This is a genomic window from Methanocalculus pumilus, assembly GCF_055382585.1.
In genome coordinates this window covers 284,874-302,127 of the sequence record NZ_AP042393.1, presented here as the reverse complement: position 1 = coordinate 302,127, position 17,254 = coordinate 284,874, and the positions used below count along the sequence as shown (strand labels likewise).

Annotated in this window: 20 protein-coding genes and 1 tRNA gene; 10 read left to right on the top strand and 11 right to left on the bottom strand. The window is 49.2% G+C overall.

Annotated features, from left to right (window positions below; translation table 11 throughout):
- Nucleotides 1-122: 122 nt before the first annotated feature.
- Both ilvC and ACZ44I_RS01520 read left to right on the top strand, forming a co-directional pair.
- Entirely contained in the window at nt 123-1,115 is a 993-nt protein-coding gene (ilvC, locus tag ACZ44I_RS01525; protein WP_464549346.1) for a ketol-acid reductoisomerase, read from the top strand.
- Nucleotides 1,116-1,164: 49 nt separating this feature from the next.
- The gene (locus tag ACZ44I_RS01520; protein WP_464549348.1) at nt 1,165-1,653 is read left to right on the top strand and encodes a flavodoxin family protein; all 489 of its coding nucleotides are present in this window, start codon (nt 1,165-1,167) and stop codon (nt 1,651-1,653) included.
- Here the strand turns inward: ACZ44I_RS01520 and purL are convergent.
- Entirely contained in the window at nt 1,650-3,725 is a 2,076-nt protein-coding gene (purL, locus tag ACZ44I_RS01515) for a phosphoribosylformylglycinamidine synthase subunit PurL (protein ID WP_464549349.1), read from the bottom strand. The genes ACZ44I_RS01520 and purL overlap by 4 nt on opposite strands.
- An 89-nt stretch (nt 3,726-3,814) precedes the next feature.
- Here purL and ACZ44I_RS01510 point away from each other — a divergent pair, with 89 nt between their 5' ends.
- Nucleotides 3,815-4,426 carry a translation initiation factor IF-2 subunit beta gene (locus tag ACZ44I_RS01510; protein ID WP_464549351.1) on the top strand — a complete coding sequence of 204 codons (612 nt, stop codon included), beginning with the start codon at nt 3,815-3,817 and terminating at the stop codon, nt 4,424-4,426.
- 118 nt (nt 4,427-4,544) lie between these two features.
- On the opposite strand, the gene ACZ44I_RS01505 is transcribed toward ACZ44I_RS01510, so the two are convergent.
- Genes ACZ44I_RS01505 through ACZ44I_RS01480 form a run of 6 tightly spaced genes read right to left on the bottom strand, consistent with a single transcriptional unit; the run spans nt 4,545 to nt 9,555 of the window.
- Nucleotides 4,545-4,814, bottom strand: coding sequence for a DNA-directed RNA polymerase subunit L (locus ACZ44I_RS01505; RefSeq protein WP_460374348.1), 270 nt, complete (start codon nt 4,812-4,814; stop codon nt 4,545-4,547).
- 35 nt (nt 4,815-4,849) lie between these two features.
- On the bottom strand, nt 4,850-5,578 hold the full coding sequence (locus tag ACZ44I_RS01500; RefSeq protein ID WP_464549353.1) for an MBL fold metallo-hydrolase: 729 nt from the start codon (nt 5,576-5,578) through the stop codon (nt 4,850-4,852).
- Entirely contained in the window at nt 5,575-6,861 is a 1,287-nt protein-coding gene (locus ACZ44I_RS01495) for an ATP-binding protein (RefSeq protein ID WP_464549355.1), read from the bottom strand. The genes ACZ44I_RS01500 and ACZ44I_RS01495 overlap by 4 nt, the downstream gene beginning before the upstream one ends.
- A gap of 44 nt (nt 6,862-6,905) precedes the next feature.
- A complete protein-coding gene (gene map, locus ACZ44I_RS01490) occupies nt 6,906-7,781 on the bottom strand; it encodes a type II methionyl aminopeptidase (RefSeq protein WP_464549357.1) in 876 nt (291 codons plus the stop codon).
- Complete coding sequence (locus ACZ44I_RS01485; protein WP_464549359.1) at nt 7,778-8,926, bottom strand: M24 family metallopeptidase; 1,149 nt, start codon at nt 8,924-8,926, stop codon at nt 7,778-7,780. Before ACZ44I_RS01485 ends, map begins: the two co-directional genes overlap by 4 nt.
- On the bottom strand, nt 8,926-9,555 hold the full coding sequence (locus ACZ44I_RS01480) for a hypothetical protein (protein WP_464549361.1): 630 nt from the start codon (nt 9,553-9,555) through the stop codon (nt 8,926-8,928). Before ACZ44I_RS01480 ends, ACZ44I_RS01485 begins: the two co-directional genes overlap by 1 nt.
- A gap of 236 nt (nt 9,556-9,791) precedes the next feature.
- Between ACZ44I_RS01480 and ACZ44I_RS01475 the strand changes: the two genes are divergently transcribed.
- The 6 genes from ACZ44I_RS01475 (at nt 9,792) to ACZ44I_RS01450 (ending at nt 14,213) form a co-directional block, all read left to right on the top strand.
- Nucleotides 9,792-10,061, top strand: coding sequence for a hypothetical protein (locus ACZ44I_RS01475; RefSeq protein WP_464549363.1), 270 nt, complete (start codon nt 9,792-9,794; stop codon nt 10,059-10,061).
- Between the two features lie 81 nt (nt 10,062-10,142).
- Nucleotides 10,143-10,442 carry a hypothetical protein gene (locus tag ACZ44I_RS01470; protein ID WP_464549365.1) on the top strand — a complete coding sequence of 100 codons (300 nt, stop codon included), beginning with the start codon at nt 10,143-10,145 and terminating at the stop codon, nt 10,440-10,442.
- Between the two features lie 36 nt (nt 10,443-10,478).
- Nucleotides 10,479-10,551: transfer RNA gene (locus tag ACZ44I_RS01465), tRNA-Asn, on the top strand.
- A gap of 194 nt (nt 10,552-10,745) precedes the next feature.
- Complete coding sequence (locus tag ACZ44I_RS01460) at nt 10,746-10,907, top strand: hypothetical protein (RefSeq protein ID WP_464549367.1); 162 nt, start codon at nt 10,746-10,748, stop codon at nt 10,905-10,907.
- Nucleotides 10,908-11,263: 356 nt separating this feature from the next.
- Nucleotides 11,264-12,313: a hypothetical protein gene (locus ACZ44I_RS01455; protein WP_464549369.1), complete on the top strand. Its 1,050-nt coding sequence runs from the start codon at nt 11,264-11,266 to the stop codon at nt 12,311-12,313.
- A gap of 718 nt (nt 12,314-13,031) precedes the next feature.
- Nucleotides 13,032-14,213 carry an IS256 family transposase gene (locus tag ACZ44I_RS01450; RefSeq protein WP_464549371.1) on the top strand — a complete coding sequence of 394 codons (1,182 nt, stop codon included), beginning with the start codon at nt 13,032-13,034 and terminating at the stop codon, nt 14,211-14,213.
- A gap of 207 nt (nt 14,214-14,420) precedes the next feature.
- Here the strand turns inward: ACZ44I_RS01450 and ACZ44I_RS01445 are convergent, their stop codons facing one another.
- Nucleotides 14,421-15,122, bottom strand: coding sequence for a hypothetical protein (locus ACZ44I_RS01445; RefSeq protein ID WP_464549373.1), 702 nt, complete (start codon nt 15,120-15,122; stop codon nt 14,421-14,423).
- 235 nt (nt 15,123-15,357) lie between these two features.
- Between ACZ44I_RS01445 and ACZ44I_RS01440 the strand changes: the two genes are divergently transcribed.
- The gene (locus ACZ44I_RS01440; protein ID WP_464549374.1) at nt 15,358-15,999 is read left to right on the top strand and encodes a type 1 glutamine amidotransferase family protein; all 642 of its coding nucleotides are present in this window, start codon (nt 15,358-15,360) and stop codon (nt 15,997-15,999) included.
- A 154-nt stretch (nt 16,000-16,153) separates the two neighbouring features.
- Here ACZ44I_RS01440 and ACZ44I_RS01435 read toward each other — a convergent pair whose 3' ends face one another.
- Genes ACZ44I_RS01435 through ACZ44I_RS01425 form a run of 3 tightly spaced genes read right to left on the bottom strand, consistent with a single transcriptional unit; the run spans nt 16,154 to nt 17,010 of the window.
- Nucleotides 16,154-16,606, bottom strand: a complete 453-nt coding sequence (locus ACZ44I_RS01435) for a hypothetical protein (RefSeq protein WP_464549376.1) — start codon at nt 16,604-16,606, stop codon at nt 16,154-16,156.
- A gap of 36 nt (nt 16,607-16,642) precedes the next feature.
- Nucleotides 16,643-16,753 carry a type II toxin-antitoxin system HicA family toxin gene (locus ACZ44I_RS01430; protein ID WP_464551669.1) on the bottom strand — a complete coding sequence of 37 codons (111 nt, stop codon included), beginning with the start codon at nt 16,751-16,753 and terminating at the stop codon, nt 16,643-16,645.
- Entirely contained in the window at nt 16,702-17,010 is a 309-nt protein-coding gene (locus tag ACZ44I_RS01425) for a type II toxin-antitoxin system HicB family antitoxin (RefSeq protein WP_464551687.1), read from the bottom strand. The genes ACZ44I_RS01430 and ACZ44I_RS01425 overlap by 52 nt, the downstream gene beginning before the upstream one ends.
- Nucleotides 17,011-17,254: the final 244 nt, after the last annotated feature.

Below are 17,254 nucleotides of genomic sequence, written 5' to 3'. Positions count from 1 at the left end.
CGAAAAGACCTCTATCATTATATCTTCTTCACAGAAGATCAAGCTATAAAAGTACAGTCAGGTATGAGCCTGAGTATAATATATTTATGTAGGCTCGCACCGCATTACGTATTGGTAAAGCTATGGTCCAGAAGTACTATGACGCAGACGCCGATCTCTCTCATTTAAAAGGAAAGACGATCGCCGTGATCGGCTACGGCTCACAGGGCCGCGGCCAGGCTTTGAATCTTCGTGACAGCGGACTCGATGTTATCATCGGCCTCCGCCCAGGCAAGAGCTGGGATGAGGCGAAGAAAGACGGGTTTACTGTCCTTACCGTTGCCGAGGCTGTAAAGAAAGCCGATCTGGTCCAGATTCTCCTTCCTGACGAGAGCCAGGCGGCTGTCTTCAGGTCAGAGATTGCAGGGAACCTCAAAAAGGGTGCATCGCTGGTCTTCTCACATGGATTCAACATTCATTTCGGCCAGATCGTCCCGCCGGAGACGGTGAATGTCTTCATGGTCGCTCCGAAAGGGCCCGGATTCATGGTCAGGAGAACCTACACCGAAGGCATGGGCGTTCCCGCACTCATCGCAGTGTACCAGGATATCTCAGGCGATGCCCGCGCACTTGCGCTCGCCTATGCAAAAGGCATCGGTGCCACCCGTGCAATGGTGCTCGAAACAACATTCCGTGAAGAGACCGAGACCGATCTCTTTGGAGAACAGGCAGTTCTCTGCGGGGGTATCACCTCGCTGATCAGGGCAGGGTATGAGACCCTCGTCGATGCCGGGTACAGCCCGGAGATGGCGTACCTTGAGGTTCTCCACGAGACGAAACTGATCATCGACCTCATCTACGAAGGCGGATTCACCAAGATGCGCAAATACATCAGCAACACCGCCCAGTATGGGGATATCACCCGGGGACCCCGTGTCATCGGACCCGAGAGCAGGATGGAGATGGAGGAGATCCTCTCTGAGATCCAGAACGGCACCTTTGCAAAAGAGTGGATCCTTGAGAATATGGTGGGCAGGCCCGTCTTCAATGCATTGACCCGTGCCGATGAAGAGCACGAGATCGAGCATATCGGGGCAGAACTGAGGAAGGATATGCCCCAGTTCAAGAACCTTTAATCTTTTTTTTCCATATTTTTATATAGTACCAGATCCCATAACGCAGAGTATGAAGATCCTCTGCATCTACCATAGCGAGACCGGCAACACCCATTCTGTGATGGAAACACTCTCAAAAGCCACAGGAGCAGACCTGATCAGGGTTCGTGATCTTGCCGGATACGGAAAGACAACAATGTACCTGCTTGGCGCTCCTCGCGCACGAAAGGGAGACATTGCCGCAATCGATCCGGATGCAATCGATCTCTCCGTTTATGACCTCGTCATCCTCGGATCCCCGGTCTGGGCATCCCGCCCGACACCTGCTGCAAACGCAATGATACGGGCGCTCGAGAACTGTTCAGGAAAGAAAGTAGTGCTCGTCTGCACCTCACGGAGCACTCCCGGCGAGACGCTCACGCTCATGGAGACACATGCAAAGGAACGCGGAATGGAAGTCGTTGGCAGTTTCCATGTCGGCTTTTCGGTCCGGGGCGTCAGAAATGAAGAAGAGATGGCCGCCCTTATACAGGCGGTCACTGAGTTGGCGGAAGCCTAATCGATCCGCATCAGATCCGTGATGGTTTTGGAAGCCTCCCGCAGGTCGGCTTGAGCGAGGACGACTTCTTCACCACCTGATCTGATCCTGAGTGCATCGCCACCGACATTTCCAAGGATCATATGCGGGATGCCTTTGAGAGCAGCAGGATCATCAACTGCCGCCAGGAAACGGGCATAAGATTCCGAGAAGAGTGCTGCAACCGGATCGCCCTCTATCGAGACCGAAGAGCAGGGGGCGATCTTTGCAAGAGCAGTGAGAAGCCCGCCACGGGAAAGGTCAGTTACTGCACGCAGCACATTTTTCCTGACGAGATCACGGACTGTTACAACCGTCTCGACATCCCCGGTTGCAGGAGCCGGGCCGCCGCATCCGGTGACACAATCAAGAATTGATCCGCCGAGATCAGGGGAGGTTGTTCCAAGAAGAACAAGGGTTGCACCCTCTTGTGGCGGGGTGAAGGTGCGGAGATCGCCCTTTCCAATCATCCCGAGCATCGGAGTGGGCTTGATCCGGGTATCAAATTCATCACTCTCATTGTAGAGGGAGACATTCCCGCCGACGATCGGGACATCAAGACGGCGGCACATCTCTCCCATCCCAAGGATCGATTCCTCGATCTGCCAGCTGATCTCCGGGTGCACCGGGCTTGCAAAGTTTAAGCAGTCAACGATACAGAGCGGATCGGCTCCATAGCAGGCAAGGTTTGAAGCATTCTCAAGAACGGCATTCGCTGTCCCATCACGCGGTGAAAGAGAGATATGCCGGGGATTGCAGCCGCAGGTGAAGTAGAGGCCGCTTCCATCAAGCCGGAGCACCGCAGCATCGGGGCCGAGGGAGACGGTCCTGAGCTGGACGTCATGATCGTACTGGGAGAAGACCCAGTCCTTTGCCGCACACTCGGGGTGAGTGAGCACCTTCAGGCAGAGTGTGCGGAGATCCTCTTCAGGGCGGCGGAAAGGCTCTTCTGCATGATATGCCTTCGTCTCCCAGCGGCAGGCGGGAGTGCCGCCGACGAGAAGATCGATCGGGAGATCGCAGACGGTTCTTCCATTGAACTCAATGATATAACGGGGCTCTGCGATCACCTCTCCGACATCTGCCCAGGCAAGATCATACTTTTCGGCGATCGCCCCGATCAGAGCCACATCCTCTGGTGCGACCTCGGCGAGCATCCGCTCCTGTGATTCGGCGAGCATGATCTCAACCTCATTCATCCCTGTCTCACGGAGGGGGACGCGATCTGCACTGATCCGGGCACCGAATGTGCTTGACATCTCGCTTGACGCACCGGCAAACCCGGCCGCGCCGAGGTCACGGCAGGCGAGCACCTTCCCGGTTGCGCACATCTCCATCGTCGCCTCGATGAGGAGCTTCTCGGTATAGGGATCACCCACCTGCACGCTCGGGCGATCTTCTGCTTCCGAATCCTCACTCAGATCCCGTGAGGCAAAGGAGGCTCCGCCCAGCCCGTCGCGGCCCGTCCGTGAGCCATAGAGGATGAGATGGTTACCGGGCTTTTGTACCCTGCCGGTGATGATATGTTCAGGGTCAACGACACCGACAGCAACAACATTGACAAGCGGGTTGCCCTGGTAACTCTCGTCAAAGATGAGATCTCCCCTGACAACCGGCACCCCGATACAGTTCCCGTAATCCCCGATACCGGAGACGACATGCTCAAAGAGGTGGCGCGTCTTCTCGGAATCGAGGGTTCCAAAACAGAGGGGATCCATCAGGGCAATAGGGCGGGCACCCATCGAGATGATATCCCGGATAATGCCCCCGACACCGGTTGCGGCACCATCATAGGGGTCAACATAGCTTGGATGGTTATGGCTCTCCATCCCGATCGCAAGCGCGGTCTTCTCATTGTATCTGACAATAGCAGCATCGTCTCCCGGCCCGATGATGACGTTTCTCCCCTCTGTCGGGAGAGTCTTCAGAAGAGCCCGTGTTGAACGATAGCTACAGTGTTCACTCCAGAGGTTCTCAAAAGCGACCGCCTCAAGGGGGGTGATATCCCGTCCGAGGCGTGAGCGGATGATCGTGAGATCTTCGGCGGACAGCATTCCTTAGAGGTCATCTTTGGAGAAGAAATAAGGATCACTCTCCCTGCCCATACTACACTTTTTAGCACTATGACCCCCATATACTCTGCATGGTCGATAGTTACGAGGATCTCCTGAAGAAGGCATATACCGGCATCACCGAACCATCGGATACGGGGGAGCGGTTTGTCGTGCCGCCGGTCAAATCATACCCCGAAGGAAAGACGACGATCCTTGAAAATTTCATGGATATTGTCGGGACACTGAACCGGGAACCCGATCATGTGATGAAATTCATGCTCGGGGAGCTTGGAACTGCCGGTAAGATTGACGGAACCCGTGCAATCTTTAATGGCAAATTTGAAACAGATGTCCTTGAAGCGATCGTCAGGAATTACATCGACGATTATGTCATCTGTTCCGAGTGCGGGCGGCCCGATACCCGGCTTGTCAAGGATGATCGTATCCAGATGCTCCGGTGTGATGCCTGCGGCAGCCACCGTCCGGTGAGAAAGCGGCGTGCACGGACCGAGGTGAAGGGAACCAGCCTGGAAGAGGGGATGGAGCTTGAAGTGGAGATCGAGTCGGTCAGCCGCCGTGGTGACGGGGTTGCCAAGGTGGGTAAATATATCCTCTATGTCACCAACGGAAAACCAGGGCAGAAGATCAAAGTCAAGATAACAAAGATATCAGGTCAGGTTGCATTCACCCAGCGGGTGTAATGCGTCAGGTCTTTTTTTCAACCCAGTTACGTAAAAGAGAGTTTTTCCGGGATCCAATGCTCTCTCCAAAGCATCAGATCCGGATATGGTATCGAAGACTTCTCCTGAAAAGAACACCTTATGCAGATTGTACCTGTGTCAGCAGTTCGTCACAGGAGCGGCTGATCCGCTCGCATGCTTCCCTGATGATTGTGACAGGATCCTTACTGCCGTCGGTTGTGACGAGGAGTTCGGGGTCAGAGAACTGGTACTCGATCTGATATTTGGCAACATCAACGGCCGGATCTTTCAGGATCTCATCGGTCAGAAGATTCATAAAGGTGTGTTTCTCTGAAACTAACACCATTTTGACCTTATTTTTTTCAAGCTCAAGAATTTTTATGTTCATACTGTATATCAATTGGCAGGGAGACTATATAGCCATTAGCGGAGCCCGAGATCAAAGGTCTCCATATCATATGCCGAATACGGCTGATCCCATGAGACCATATGGCTTAGGTGTACACACCTGAGTTCTTTTGGTTTCAGCTCATCTGCGAGGTCAAGCGCATCGGTATAGTTCATATGTTTTGAGATCGTCAGGTGCGACGGCGCCATGGCATCAAGGATGAGAAGATCCGCATCCCTCATACAATCGATACTCTGTTTAGGGATCCCCCTGCGCGTATCTGACGAATAGACGAGGACAGAATCACCGGATTCAATCCGAACACCATATGTCGGAGCGCCGGGGTGGTCAACCGGGAAGAGGGTGATTGAGAGATCGAAGAGGGTAAACGGCTGATAGGGCAGTACTGGATGCCCGGGTGAGGGGAGGAATGAAAAAACATTGCTACAATAATCGAGCACTTCCGGTGCCGCATACATGGCAGGCGGTTTCTGAATCCGGTAAAAATCCCCAAATCCCATGAAATGGTCGTAATGGCCATGGGTCCAGATTCCGGCATCAATATGCGGGGATCCGGCATACAGGAGCTGTCTGCGGAGGTCAGGGGTGGTGTCTATGAGCAGGTGGTGTGAACCAGTCTCGATTAAGAGGGATGTCCTGAGCCGTTCCCTGCCTTCCTTCCATGCCTGTATGCAGTGATCGCAGTTGCACCCGATCTTGGGTGTGCCGATGGCATCACCGGTTCCAAGGAAGGTAACCCTCATGCCCCGATCCATCCGGTCTTCCGAAGCGCATTCCTCCGGTCCACAAGGAGCATCCCCTGTTCAATATCAATATCGGCAATCTCGTCCCGCCCATCAAGAAGAGCGGCCATGACTGCTTCTTTTATCATCAGGCGAAGATCAGCACCTGTGAAGCCCTCGGTTCTGGCTGCGAGGAGCGGGATATCAGGAACAATCCGGAGGCTCCGGGTGATCGTAACCAGGATCGCCTCCCGCATGGATGCGTCTGGTATGGTGAAGGGGACTGCGTCATCGAACCTTCTCCAGGCAGCCTCGTCAAGGATTCCCGGGTGGTTTGTCGCCCCGATGAAGAGTACTTCTGATTTGACCAGGCTGATCTGGTCGATGCTCTTCAGAAGCGTATTGACCGCCCGCTTCATCGCACCGTGATCATCTGAATCCCGTGTGCGTGCCACATAATCGAACTCATCAATGAAGAGGATGCAGGGAGACAGCCGTTTTGCTATCTCAAAGATCCTGTCAATATTCTTTGATGTCTCTCCAAGGTACTGGGAGGTGATCATCGAGAGGCGGGCCTCGAGGATCGGCATATGCAGCTCACGTGCAAGCGAGAGCGCAAACGAGGTTTTTCCGGTTCCGGGAGGTCCGACAAAGAGGAGCCGGCCAACCTGGTAGATCTGATGGGTTTTCAGGAACTGGCGATTTTTCAGCGCAACCCTGATCTTTTCGATCACTTCACGCTGTTCCGGGGTGGCAACAAAGGTCTCAAATGACTCTTCGATCTCTTCAGGCGCATAGATTGCAACAAGCCCGAGTGCATCGCGGATCTCCTCGGATTCGACCTTCAGGGCATCGATCCGTGGCTGGAGAAACGCACGGCTGTCTTCATAGAGCGGATTTTGTGCAGAGGCATCCCTGTACCTGATCTCACCTGCCCCGCTCTTCTCATAATAGAGGGCAAGAACCGGATTTGAGGCTGCCAGATCCCTGCCACCACGGTCAAGGAACCAGCGGGCCGCCGGATCGAGTGCGGTCACCGAGAGGCGCTGGCCGAAGTCATCGAACCCGATGAAAGGATTCGATGAGACAAACGTATGAGCCTCTTCAATTCCGAGAGCTCGCTTTGCCAGGCTGTTGCTCACAATGAGCGGCCGTTTGAGATCCGGTCCGTTCTTGCCGATGCTAAACGCCTCGCGGCATGCAGGGGTAAGATCTGCAATGCCGAGGGATTCCTCACGGTTGACGATCTCTGCGGTGAGAAGGAGCTCCATGAGCCGGAGGGTGGTCTGATCAGCCATCTGCATGTGTTAACCTTATTTATTATCCGGGAATCGGAATAAGAGTATCTCTACTTCGTGGTGACGATGCATCCATCTTCAGTGACGATGATCGTATGCTCTGCCTGGGATACAAGCGACCCCGGAACATCCTGGAGGACAGGGTACGATCGGAGCACACCCTGCCTGATAAGTGCGGTCAGTGCGAGATCGGCGCGATCAGTTTTCAGCCATCGCCGGGCAAAGGGGAGGCCGCGGCGATCCCGTATCTCTTCGAGGATCTTTCTTCCGGCGGGGATTCTCACTGGTTTTACTGCAATCTGGGAGAATATCTCGACTCTTGAGCCCTCGGTGACGCGGCCATGGCCGGTTGATGCAAACGGCTCAATCGCGATTGCCATCCCCTCCTTCAGGAGAGTGCCGCCTCCGGATCCGATGTTTGGAACAGATGGTGAAGCATGCAGAGAGTAGAGGTCAAGGCCGTGGCCTGTGAGGTTTGCAACCGGCTGGAATCCGCGTGAGACGATCGCCTCCTGGATCGCAGCCCCCAATTCGCCTGCACGAACACCGGGTTTTGCAAGCGAGAGCGCTGCATTCAGTGCTGCGCGCGATGCCTCGACCAACAGGGGATGATCCCCGAGATCGACGGTGAGTGCGGTATCTGCGATACACCCGTCGATATGAATACCAATGTCGAGCTTGACCAGATCGCCTGCTGCAAAGGTGCGTTCATCAGAGGGTCCTGCCGTATCATGTGCGGCTGCTTCATTCAGGGAGAGGTTTGGGGGGAACGCAATTCCTGCCCCTTCCTCATGGATCATGGTGCAGACGCAATCGGCCACCCCGGCAAGGGTTGCGCCGGGGACAATCATGCGTGCACCTTTCTGCAGAATCTTCTTCGCGAGCCTGCCGGATTGTATGTACTGATCTATCATCTCATCGTTCATATGCAGAAGACCTCCGGGAACCGGGTGATTCGTTCATAGCCACCATCTGTGACAAGAGCCATATCCTCAATACGCACCCCGCCGATCCCGGGATAATATAAACCCGGCTCAATGGTGACGACATTGCCCGCGGCAAGCGCCCCACCCCGTGCGCTGAGGGACGGGGCTTCATGGACCTCAAGTCCGACACCATGGCCAAGGCTATGGACAAAACCATCCGGCTCTGTCCCATATCCTGCATCTGCGAAGAGGGAGACGACTGCCTGGTAGAGAGTGGAGCCATCTGCGCCTGCCCTGAGGAGGGAGAAGGCAAGCGTTTGTGCATCAGATACCGCGGCATACATCTCCCGGATCTCAGGAGTTGGTTCTCCCCGGACAACCGTCCTTGTCATATCGGCGAAGTATCCGGTCTCTTCATTCTGCGGGAAGATATCGATGATGATTGGAGCGTTGGCTGCAATGGGACCGGTTCCCCTGAGATGCACCACAGATGTCTCACTGCCCGAGGAAACGATCGTATCAACACCCCGGCACCCGTGTTTCAGGAGTGTTGCGTGGATAGCATACCTGACATCTTCTGAGGTGAGGATCTTTCCTTCCGGGGTCACCAGTAGTTCTCCTGTGGGTTTTGACCTCCTGATCAGGGCAAGCGCTGTTTCGAGCGCATCTTCTGCTGCTGCCTGCGAGTTTTGCATCATGGCGATCTCTGATGCGGACTTCTGCGACCGCATGGCAGAGAGGGCATCCATCTCCACGTCCACCGGCTGGTGCGCTTCAATCGCCTTTGCAAGGCCGAGGGGAAACTCGGGCGGGACAAGAATCGGGCCGCCTGCCAGATCAGCTATCACCCGGCCCGTTGCCTTCAGGGGATCAGGCTCTTCCTTCAGAATATCAAAAAAACCTGCATCTGCCCGGCTTATGACGGTGCATGGCGACTCAAGGGCAGCCCGTTCCACCTCCATTGCAGGAACAACAATGATGCCCTCTTCATTCAGGCGTTTCATATAGATGACCGGATCGCTCGTCCGAAATGAGGTCAGATACCTGACATTTGCATCTGATGAGGTGCCATATGCGGCATATGCCCTGGAACCGGTAGTTGCCAGAGCCTGATCGAGAGCATTCATTCTATACGTATTTGCCATCAGAGAAGATGTATCTTCGGAAAGGGGGCATCGGCATACCGTGATTCGGCACGGGTCCGGGCGGCATCGGCACGGGCAATGGCTTCCCCAGCATTCGAGGCGAGTGTATTGGCACTCTCAAGGTACGAGAGCGCTTCTGCAGTATCTCCTCTTCCGCTGTCTGCAAGATCAAGATACTGGCTTAATGCCGCAAGACGCCCCTTGAATGCATTCTGTACATTCCACATCTCTTCATCATAGAGACGAAGATCAGAGGCAACCCCGACAGCCCATTCGCCGCGGCTCCCTTCAAGGGTTCGGGCATAGTCTGAAAACCTGCTGACTGCCCCGGTGAGCACCCAGTGCTTATCTGACAGTTCTGCCAGGAAGGCCTCTTCGCGGGCAATCTGTGTCCTGAGCGTCCGTGGATTCGGGGTATCTCCGGCAAGTTCAACGTTCCAGAGATCGATGCCGATTGTGTAGACGAGGAGGTAGTTGTCAAGGGATGCACGGTGGAGGGGGATGGATTGCATGCAGTCATCCCAGAGGGAATCGAGATCATCATCGGAGACGCAGCCTGCGGTACTGAGAGCTGCCAGTACCAGAATGATGATCAGAAGTGTCACCCAGGCAGAAGAATGTCCCCGCATATCCTGACAGAAGAGTAGTAATTATCACTATAAATCAATATCTTCTCAATTCAAACGGTTTCCCGGCATCACACCTCCAGAAGGCGTTTCTCTGGATTGGATATGCCACTCGTCAACTACCCCCCCCTAAAGGACGGGGCTTGAATAATGTACAGGCAGCAGATTGATTGAACGCTGACAGGCGGTGCATGACATAGCATGGCAGGGCATATATTCTGTGAAGACCATACCTGCATATGGAAGAATCGGCAAAACAGGTCTTCAAGATCAAGTATATTACCGTCGTGATACTTCTCAATATCTTCTTATTTGCCGCTGCTGCCGCAGTTGCAATCTTCTTCATCGTTCCGGCAGAGGCCGGATACAAAAATCCGGTGTTGATCGTCCTCATGATAATCGCAGTCCTCTCCGGATTGTTTACGAAGAAGCACTACTTCGCCACAAAGGATTGGCTTGAGATTCACGCAAAACCCAAAGAATCACCCGATTCAGATGAGAGTTCCTGAGTGGAAGAGGATTGGAAACGAATATACCAGAATTGAGAGATGAGTGGGATAGAGGGATCTGGCAGATGGTGAGGGATGCTCATGCTTGAAAAGCTCCGTGACGAGATTGAACTGATCGAACGGCACCTGTCAATAGCCCGTGCGGTTATCGAGCATGAGCCGATCGGGATCATCAAGCTCGCAGAAGTGCTGAACCAGCCACAGCACCGGGTGCGGTATTCCCTCCGCGTCCTCGAGCAGATGGGGTACATTCGCGCGTCTTCCACGGGTGCATATGCGACCCCGGAGATGCGGGAGATGCTGAGGGGAATCCCTGATGAGCTGGATGCATTCATCCGGGCTCTCGAGGATATGAAACGGGGACAGGTTAACAATCTTTAAGTTCTGGCACTGGCAATGTAATTAGGCAACTTGAGTGCCGCCATAACTCAGTTGGTAGAGTGGCTGGCTGTTAACCAGCATGTCACAGGTTCGAGTCCTGTTGGCGGCGTATCCCTTCTTTTGTTTAACGCCTACACGGAAATTTACGGTTTTACAGTTTATTTCCACTCCTTATAACAACCCCAATCGTATGGGGTATCGGAAGGAGCAAAAATGATTGAGAAAGTCAGTTTTTCCAAAACGGATGAACAGCACAAGAAATACTGAGAAGAAGGTATCTCAAACCGAATTGTGGCAGGTGACATGACTTATGAAGACGCGGATCTGATTCGCGATTTTGTCAACAATCTCCGTGCAACAATCAACATCGGGGAGGCGCGGGCGTATAAAATCACAAATCCATTAAGCAACGTCACCCGCTTTATCAAAACGCCATTCATGGATAACTCACTAAGAGATATCTAGGCGGCGGTATCTGCGAAAAGACCATCTTTAACCGTGTTCCGGTTGAGCAGATCCAAAACCTTTGTTCAGTTAATGAATTGAAGCCACCATCGCGGCAACAGATTAGTGATGACTCTTTTTCCTCGTTTTGTTCTATTGAAAAGTGCGGTTGGGGTTTTCCTTAGAATAGAATAATGGTGAGCTTGAACGTTGTGGATCAGGTTTGGCGCTCTTGGATGGATTTTAGGAGATACATGCTTATGACTAAGATGAGAATTTTTATTATAGTTTAGGAGGATTCTTATTCATTGAGTTCTCCTAACACACCTAAACCAATAAAGAACATATATATATGGCTTTTTACTTAAAACGATACTGTGACTTTATATGTACAACAATCTTGGTGGCATGTTGAGGAGATGTACTACCCAACTCAAGCTCGAAAGATACGCCAAGTAATGGACATTTTTACCGATGATAGCTATATGGAGCTAGATTTACCCAAAATAGATAAAAGTAAAAATTTTACATTTGTTGGCTTAAAAACTATAGCAAGAAATGCAAATAACAAAGAAATTGCATTCATTGAGACTATCTCTAATGGCGATATCAAATATCTGCTTAATCTAAATCCAATTGATATGTATCCAGACGCTCCAACACAATACAAGAACCAATATAATGAGGATTTTTTGAAACATATCAAGCTTGAAATTGAATATATTTTAACAGATATTGAGATAGATACAGCAGTTAAATCTCCATGGCTATCTGATACTATTCCATTCATTGAAAACATATTAACATTAAAAGTCCCTTTAATAGCAAAGATAATTAGAGGAATCTTTCAAACTAAGATAACAACCATAACAATGTACGGCAATATACAACCAGAATTTTATATTACTTTACCAAAAGGTTGGAACATAATGGAGACTAAAAAGAGTCAGGATATTAATAGCTATATAGTGATGTTACAAAAATACAAAAATGGAGAATTTTATGAGGATTTACAATTGGAAAGACCTTTTATCAATATAATCGATAGAAAAAAGAAATATAATTTCATTGCAACCACATCATATAGTGAAGTAGAGAAAGATCATAAGGATAACCAAATTAAATATAATTTCACCTATGCATCAATACTATCCTTTGAAATAAAATTTTTTACGATAATACCTTTTGCTTTCATATTAATGGATAGTTTTTTTATTTATAAAGCAATAAAAAATCATTTAAATGAAGTATCTCCATTAACTGTGGCACTTGGAACAGGCATCCTAATTGCTTTTTTATCATACTCATATTTTTATTTTAATTTAGGGCAAGAAGGGTACGTAATTCCATTAGAGAAGCTCTATTATGTTGCACTGTTTCTAACACTCGTAACAGCAGTTTTGATCATATGCAAATCCATCGCATAGAATATCATGATGCCACAAGCAGTAATTGAAAAATGGGAATAAAACGAGGGTTTTTCCATGAATTTTCATAAAAAACAAAGGATTATTTGTTTTCCTTTTTTCGTACAATAGACTGACCACTAAACAATTTTTCTCGAAACTTAGGATCCTTAGGCGTTGGTTCCGACCCCATTAGAGGAATCTTATCAGTTTTCCATTCTAACATTCCGTGCGGTTTGCCACATCTCATCATGAATTTTCCCCCATTTTAATCTTCACTAAACCCATTTAGTGTGTATATCTCTACCTGTCATGATGATAAAACTTACTATTTTCAATATCTTATTATATATTTATATTCAGTCTAAACCCCCCATAACAATTAGTTTTCAGTTATATAGGTTTGAAAAACCTCTTTTGCTTATTACTTTCACCAAAATACTTATATTGCTCGGTTTTTTCCCCCTCATCATTAAAACGCTTTGTCAAATTCGCAATAAATTCCTCTCTGAGGGAGGAGTAATTTTTTTTCTCTCTATGTACATGAACCGTCACCAATATTATCAATCATTATTTTATTAAGTTTTTTATGTGTTCTCCCTTGTTTTATTTCAGCATTATAAATGTCATTTAAAACACAAAAATCAGCTTCATCAATTTTTTTGATAGTATCCGTAATTCCCTGTAAATTTAATTAAGGCTCTGTACCAAGTTAGAATTACAAAAGAGGAACAGAGCCATGGATATATACGATTTAGCAGAAGATTATCTTTCCGATCCAAACGGTGCAATGCAGACCCTGCTGACCACCTTCATGAACATGGTTATGCGCTGTGAGGCTGAGCAGCAAGCCGGAGCAGGGTATTATGAGCGTTCTGAACACCGGACTGCCACACGGAACGGGTATTCAGAACGAGGTTTAAAAACACGATACGGCGACATACGGCTTCAAAAACCTGAGTTTCGTGAGAAGCCATTCCAGACAATTATCTTTGAGCGATACTCACGAGTTGAACGCGCTCTTATTCTTGCAATCACCGAGTCGTATATCAACGGTGTCTCGACCCGAAAGATCAATGAAACGATGAAACACTTCGGGATCACCAACATCTGTCCGGATACTGTCTCCAGGATGGCCAAGGAACTTGACGGTGTTGTACAAGAATTCAGAAATCGTCCAATCGAGCATTCTTTCCCGTATTTAATCGTTGATGCAACGTATCTCAAGGTCCGTCGCGGTACCCGTGTTGTATCTCAGGCTCTTCTCATCACAGCCGGGATCCGGGAGGATGGGTTCCGTGAGATACTCAGTATCGACCTGATGGACAGCGAAGGTGAAGCCTTCTGGTACGAACATTTTGAGATGCTCAAGGAGCGTGGTCTCCACGGAGTACAACTTCTCATCTCTGATGGACACACAGGGATTCAGAATGCAGTTCAACGAGCTTTTCTCGGTTCTAGCTGGCAGATGTGTCATGTCCATATGCACAGGATCATCAAATCCAAGGGGATCAGGAGGTGCGATATAAAAATCGTTGTTGAGATTGTCAGAAATGGAATTCAGGGAGATTTCCAGGCTCTCCAGAGTGCCATACAACAGTTGGAAGAGATGGGATACAAGAGTGCTGCGGCAAGTCTTGAACGGTTCTCTACGGACCTTCTCAACTACCAGGCGTTTCCTGAAGAGCACTGGAAACGTCTCAGGACAACGAATATGCTGGAACGCGTGAATCTTGAGATTAAGAGGAGATCACGAAGTATTGGGGCGTTTCCAAATGGTGATTCAGCGATGCGTCTTATAGGGTCGATCCTGATTGATATCAATGAAGACTGGCTCTGTGGCAAACGATACCTGACGATATCGCCTCCTGTCGATGAGATGACCAGATCGCCCAGAGAATGTCCTGCAGCTGTTCAATAGTCCTGTCCACGAACTGCCGTTGAATCCCCGCAGAAAAGGAATGACGGGTGACTGGTGCCCTGTGGCTGCATGTGGTCGGGGGTGGGTGAGCCCACCCCCTTGTCGTGAGGATAGCCCGCTGTACTGGCAGAGACTTTGCGACAGTCAATTGTTGCACATAATGTTTAATATAGAAGAGATCGAATTGATGTTAGGTACAGGTCTTGCCTAATTTACAGGGAGATACTGACACAACCTTTTTTTGCATCCTTCCCCATGGATTAATATTACTAATTCCGTTTCCTTCCCCACACCTTGAGCAACTTCTGCATTTCTTTTTGCTTTATAAACATCATAGATTGTTGTCTGTAAAGAGTCGTTTTTGTCATGTTTTTGAAACATCAAAGTATTAACTGCTTGTATTTGACCAGAACCAATCGCATGGAAATTCATATCTCGATAATTTGCATACGTCATTTCAGATATTTCTGATATGTTTGCTTTGCCATCATTAAAACCTGCAAGTAATACCGAGGATCTTAACTTATACTTCATATTTCTCTGCATTATTTCCTCAATCAATGTATTTGCGAAGTTTTCTTTTGCTGCCTTTGTAAAATCATCCCAATGCAACCCGTATAGATCCAAAACATGATCCTGAAAAAGTTCTTTCCGTTTTTCCTTGAAATTCTTTTTTATTTGCTCTTTTATTTCTAAATAGTTTAAATTTTTTTCAGGCATTTGAATTAAATCATCAAAGAATAATGGAATACCAGACAGCATCGCGATCAAATTATTATTTAATTCTTTATATTTTGAAATTGTGTGCTCAAATTGCCCCAAGCTACCCATTGTCACCATGTGATCTGTAGCTGCCACAATTATTTCATTTCCATTATGTCTACCAATAGCGGCTATACATATTGTCATTTTTAATCATTTTTTTAATGGAGTAAAGTGTTATATTTTTATCCATTCATGTCCAGTGCGTTGTCAGTCGATCGATCCTTATAATCTGAACTCCCGGAAATCATAGTCACATGATTCCAGGTGCCTACAAATACCTGGAATTCAGACTTGAAATCGTGCCCCACGCAGGCACATATATTGTCCCATATCGTGAGAAAAGCCAAACTCTTAACGCAGGGGAGATAATGAGATAACAATGGCTGCAATCTTTCTCTATGTCACAGACACGCTCGCGGACTGGGAGTGTGGACACGTTCTTGCCGAACTCCATTCAGGGCGGTACTTGAAGGATCCGGCTTCTCGTTACGATCTTGTCCTCTGCGGCAGGACAATGGACCCGGTAACCACGATGGGCGGGCTGTATATGGCACCGAAGGTTCTTTTTCAGGATATCCGGCCCGGGGCCGGGGATCTGGTGCTCCTGCCCGGTTCAGACACCTGGCTTGACCCGGTGCAGGCCCCGATACTTGAAAAGGTCCGGATGCTGCTCGATGAGGGCGTGGTTGTTGCCGCAATCTGCGGGGCTACGATGGCCCTTGCCAATGCCGGACTGCTGGATAAACGCAGCCACACCAGCAATGATAAAGCGGCACTCAAAATGTGCTGCCCAGGCTACAGTGGCGAAGAGTTTTACGTAAGCGAACCTGCAGTTACAGACGGAAACCTGATCACGGCAGGCAGCTTTGCACCGATAGAATTTGCCACCCACATATTCAGAAGACTGGACGTGATGAGCACAGAAACCCTCACCGCATGGCACGGGCTCTTCACAACACGAAAACCCGGGTTTTTTTACGCACTCATGGAATCGCTCCCAAAAAGAGCCAAAGCCCCGTAACGAGCACAATCAGGAAGTCGGCTGAACCTTTCACCTGCTCACCATATAGGAAGGACTCCCTCACACAGGCATGTGGATTGAATATCAGAAAAGGATTTCATTGTCCCGGTAAGTGGATAGCCCGATCAGGAATAAAAAATAAGGGGAGTCTCTCTCAACTCCTTTTCAGCACATCGATTGTAATAGAGATAGGATTGCTCACAACCGAGTAGATGACTTCCATCTCATCAGGACCGGTAAGGTACCCGGAAGAATACCCCCCGTCTCCATCTGCTCCCCCACTCTGGACCATGGTTATTGTCCTGCCGTCACGGCCGATCACCCCGGCAAACGGAACGCTCTCCCATCCTAATTGCTCAGAAAAGGTTGCCTCTCCCGAAAATACCCGGTCTTTCTGTTCAGTGATCCTGAGAGTCAGGGTATACCCGGAATAGTCGGTATACCCGATTCCATCCACATACCCGGTCATCGTGCCGGTCCAATCCCCGATAAGGTTTGGAGTCGGGATATCAGCTGCAACAGTGCTCTGATCGGAGCTGGTGGTACATCCACAGAACAACACGGCTGCCAGAAGAATACCAGCACACAAGATAGTTTTCATTTCCATACATCTGTATAGAATCGAGAAAGGAGATAAATATGATCAATCAGCGCAAACGGCAGGTAACGTAATTGTAGAACCGGGAAGAGTTTTCTGCATAATTATATGGCTTCCCTTCTGCCTGACTTCTGAAAAACCATGTTTTTCAAGAATGGTGCGGACATCCTTTCCCGATAGTACACGAAGTTTAGCCAACAGCCACATCCATCCGTGTGATATAGATCTCCCCGTGGAACCGTGACAAAAATCTCCTGCGGAGAAGCGGTTTCAAAAAAGAGCTCCAATGCTTCATGAAGGTTATTTTTGGCTTCTTCTACAGTACCACCCTGGCTTGCAATGTCGTATTCCGGGCAGAATGAAACATAGCCATCGCCCTCCTTTTCTATAATGGCTGTAAGCTGTTTTTGCATATTTTTTATCTCCCAGATTTTGTAATAATATCTTTCACTACAACATAAAAATTCCCTATCTCGGGTGATGTGTCAAGAGTGTGCCCTGCTGGACCCTGTTGGATAATGGACATTTATCAGGCAGTATTGGAGATCTTCTTTTTGAGGTCTGTCCACTATCTAACTGGTTTACCGAAACATCCCTCTCCATTGCGTTCATCCTCCCGAAAGAAATGAGTAATAGAATCAGAACCGAACCCCTTAA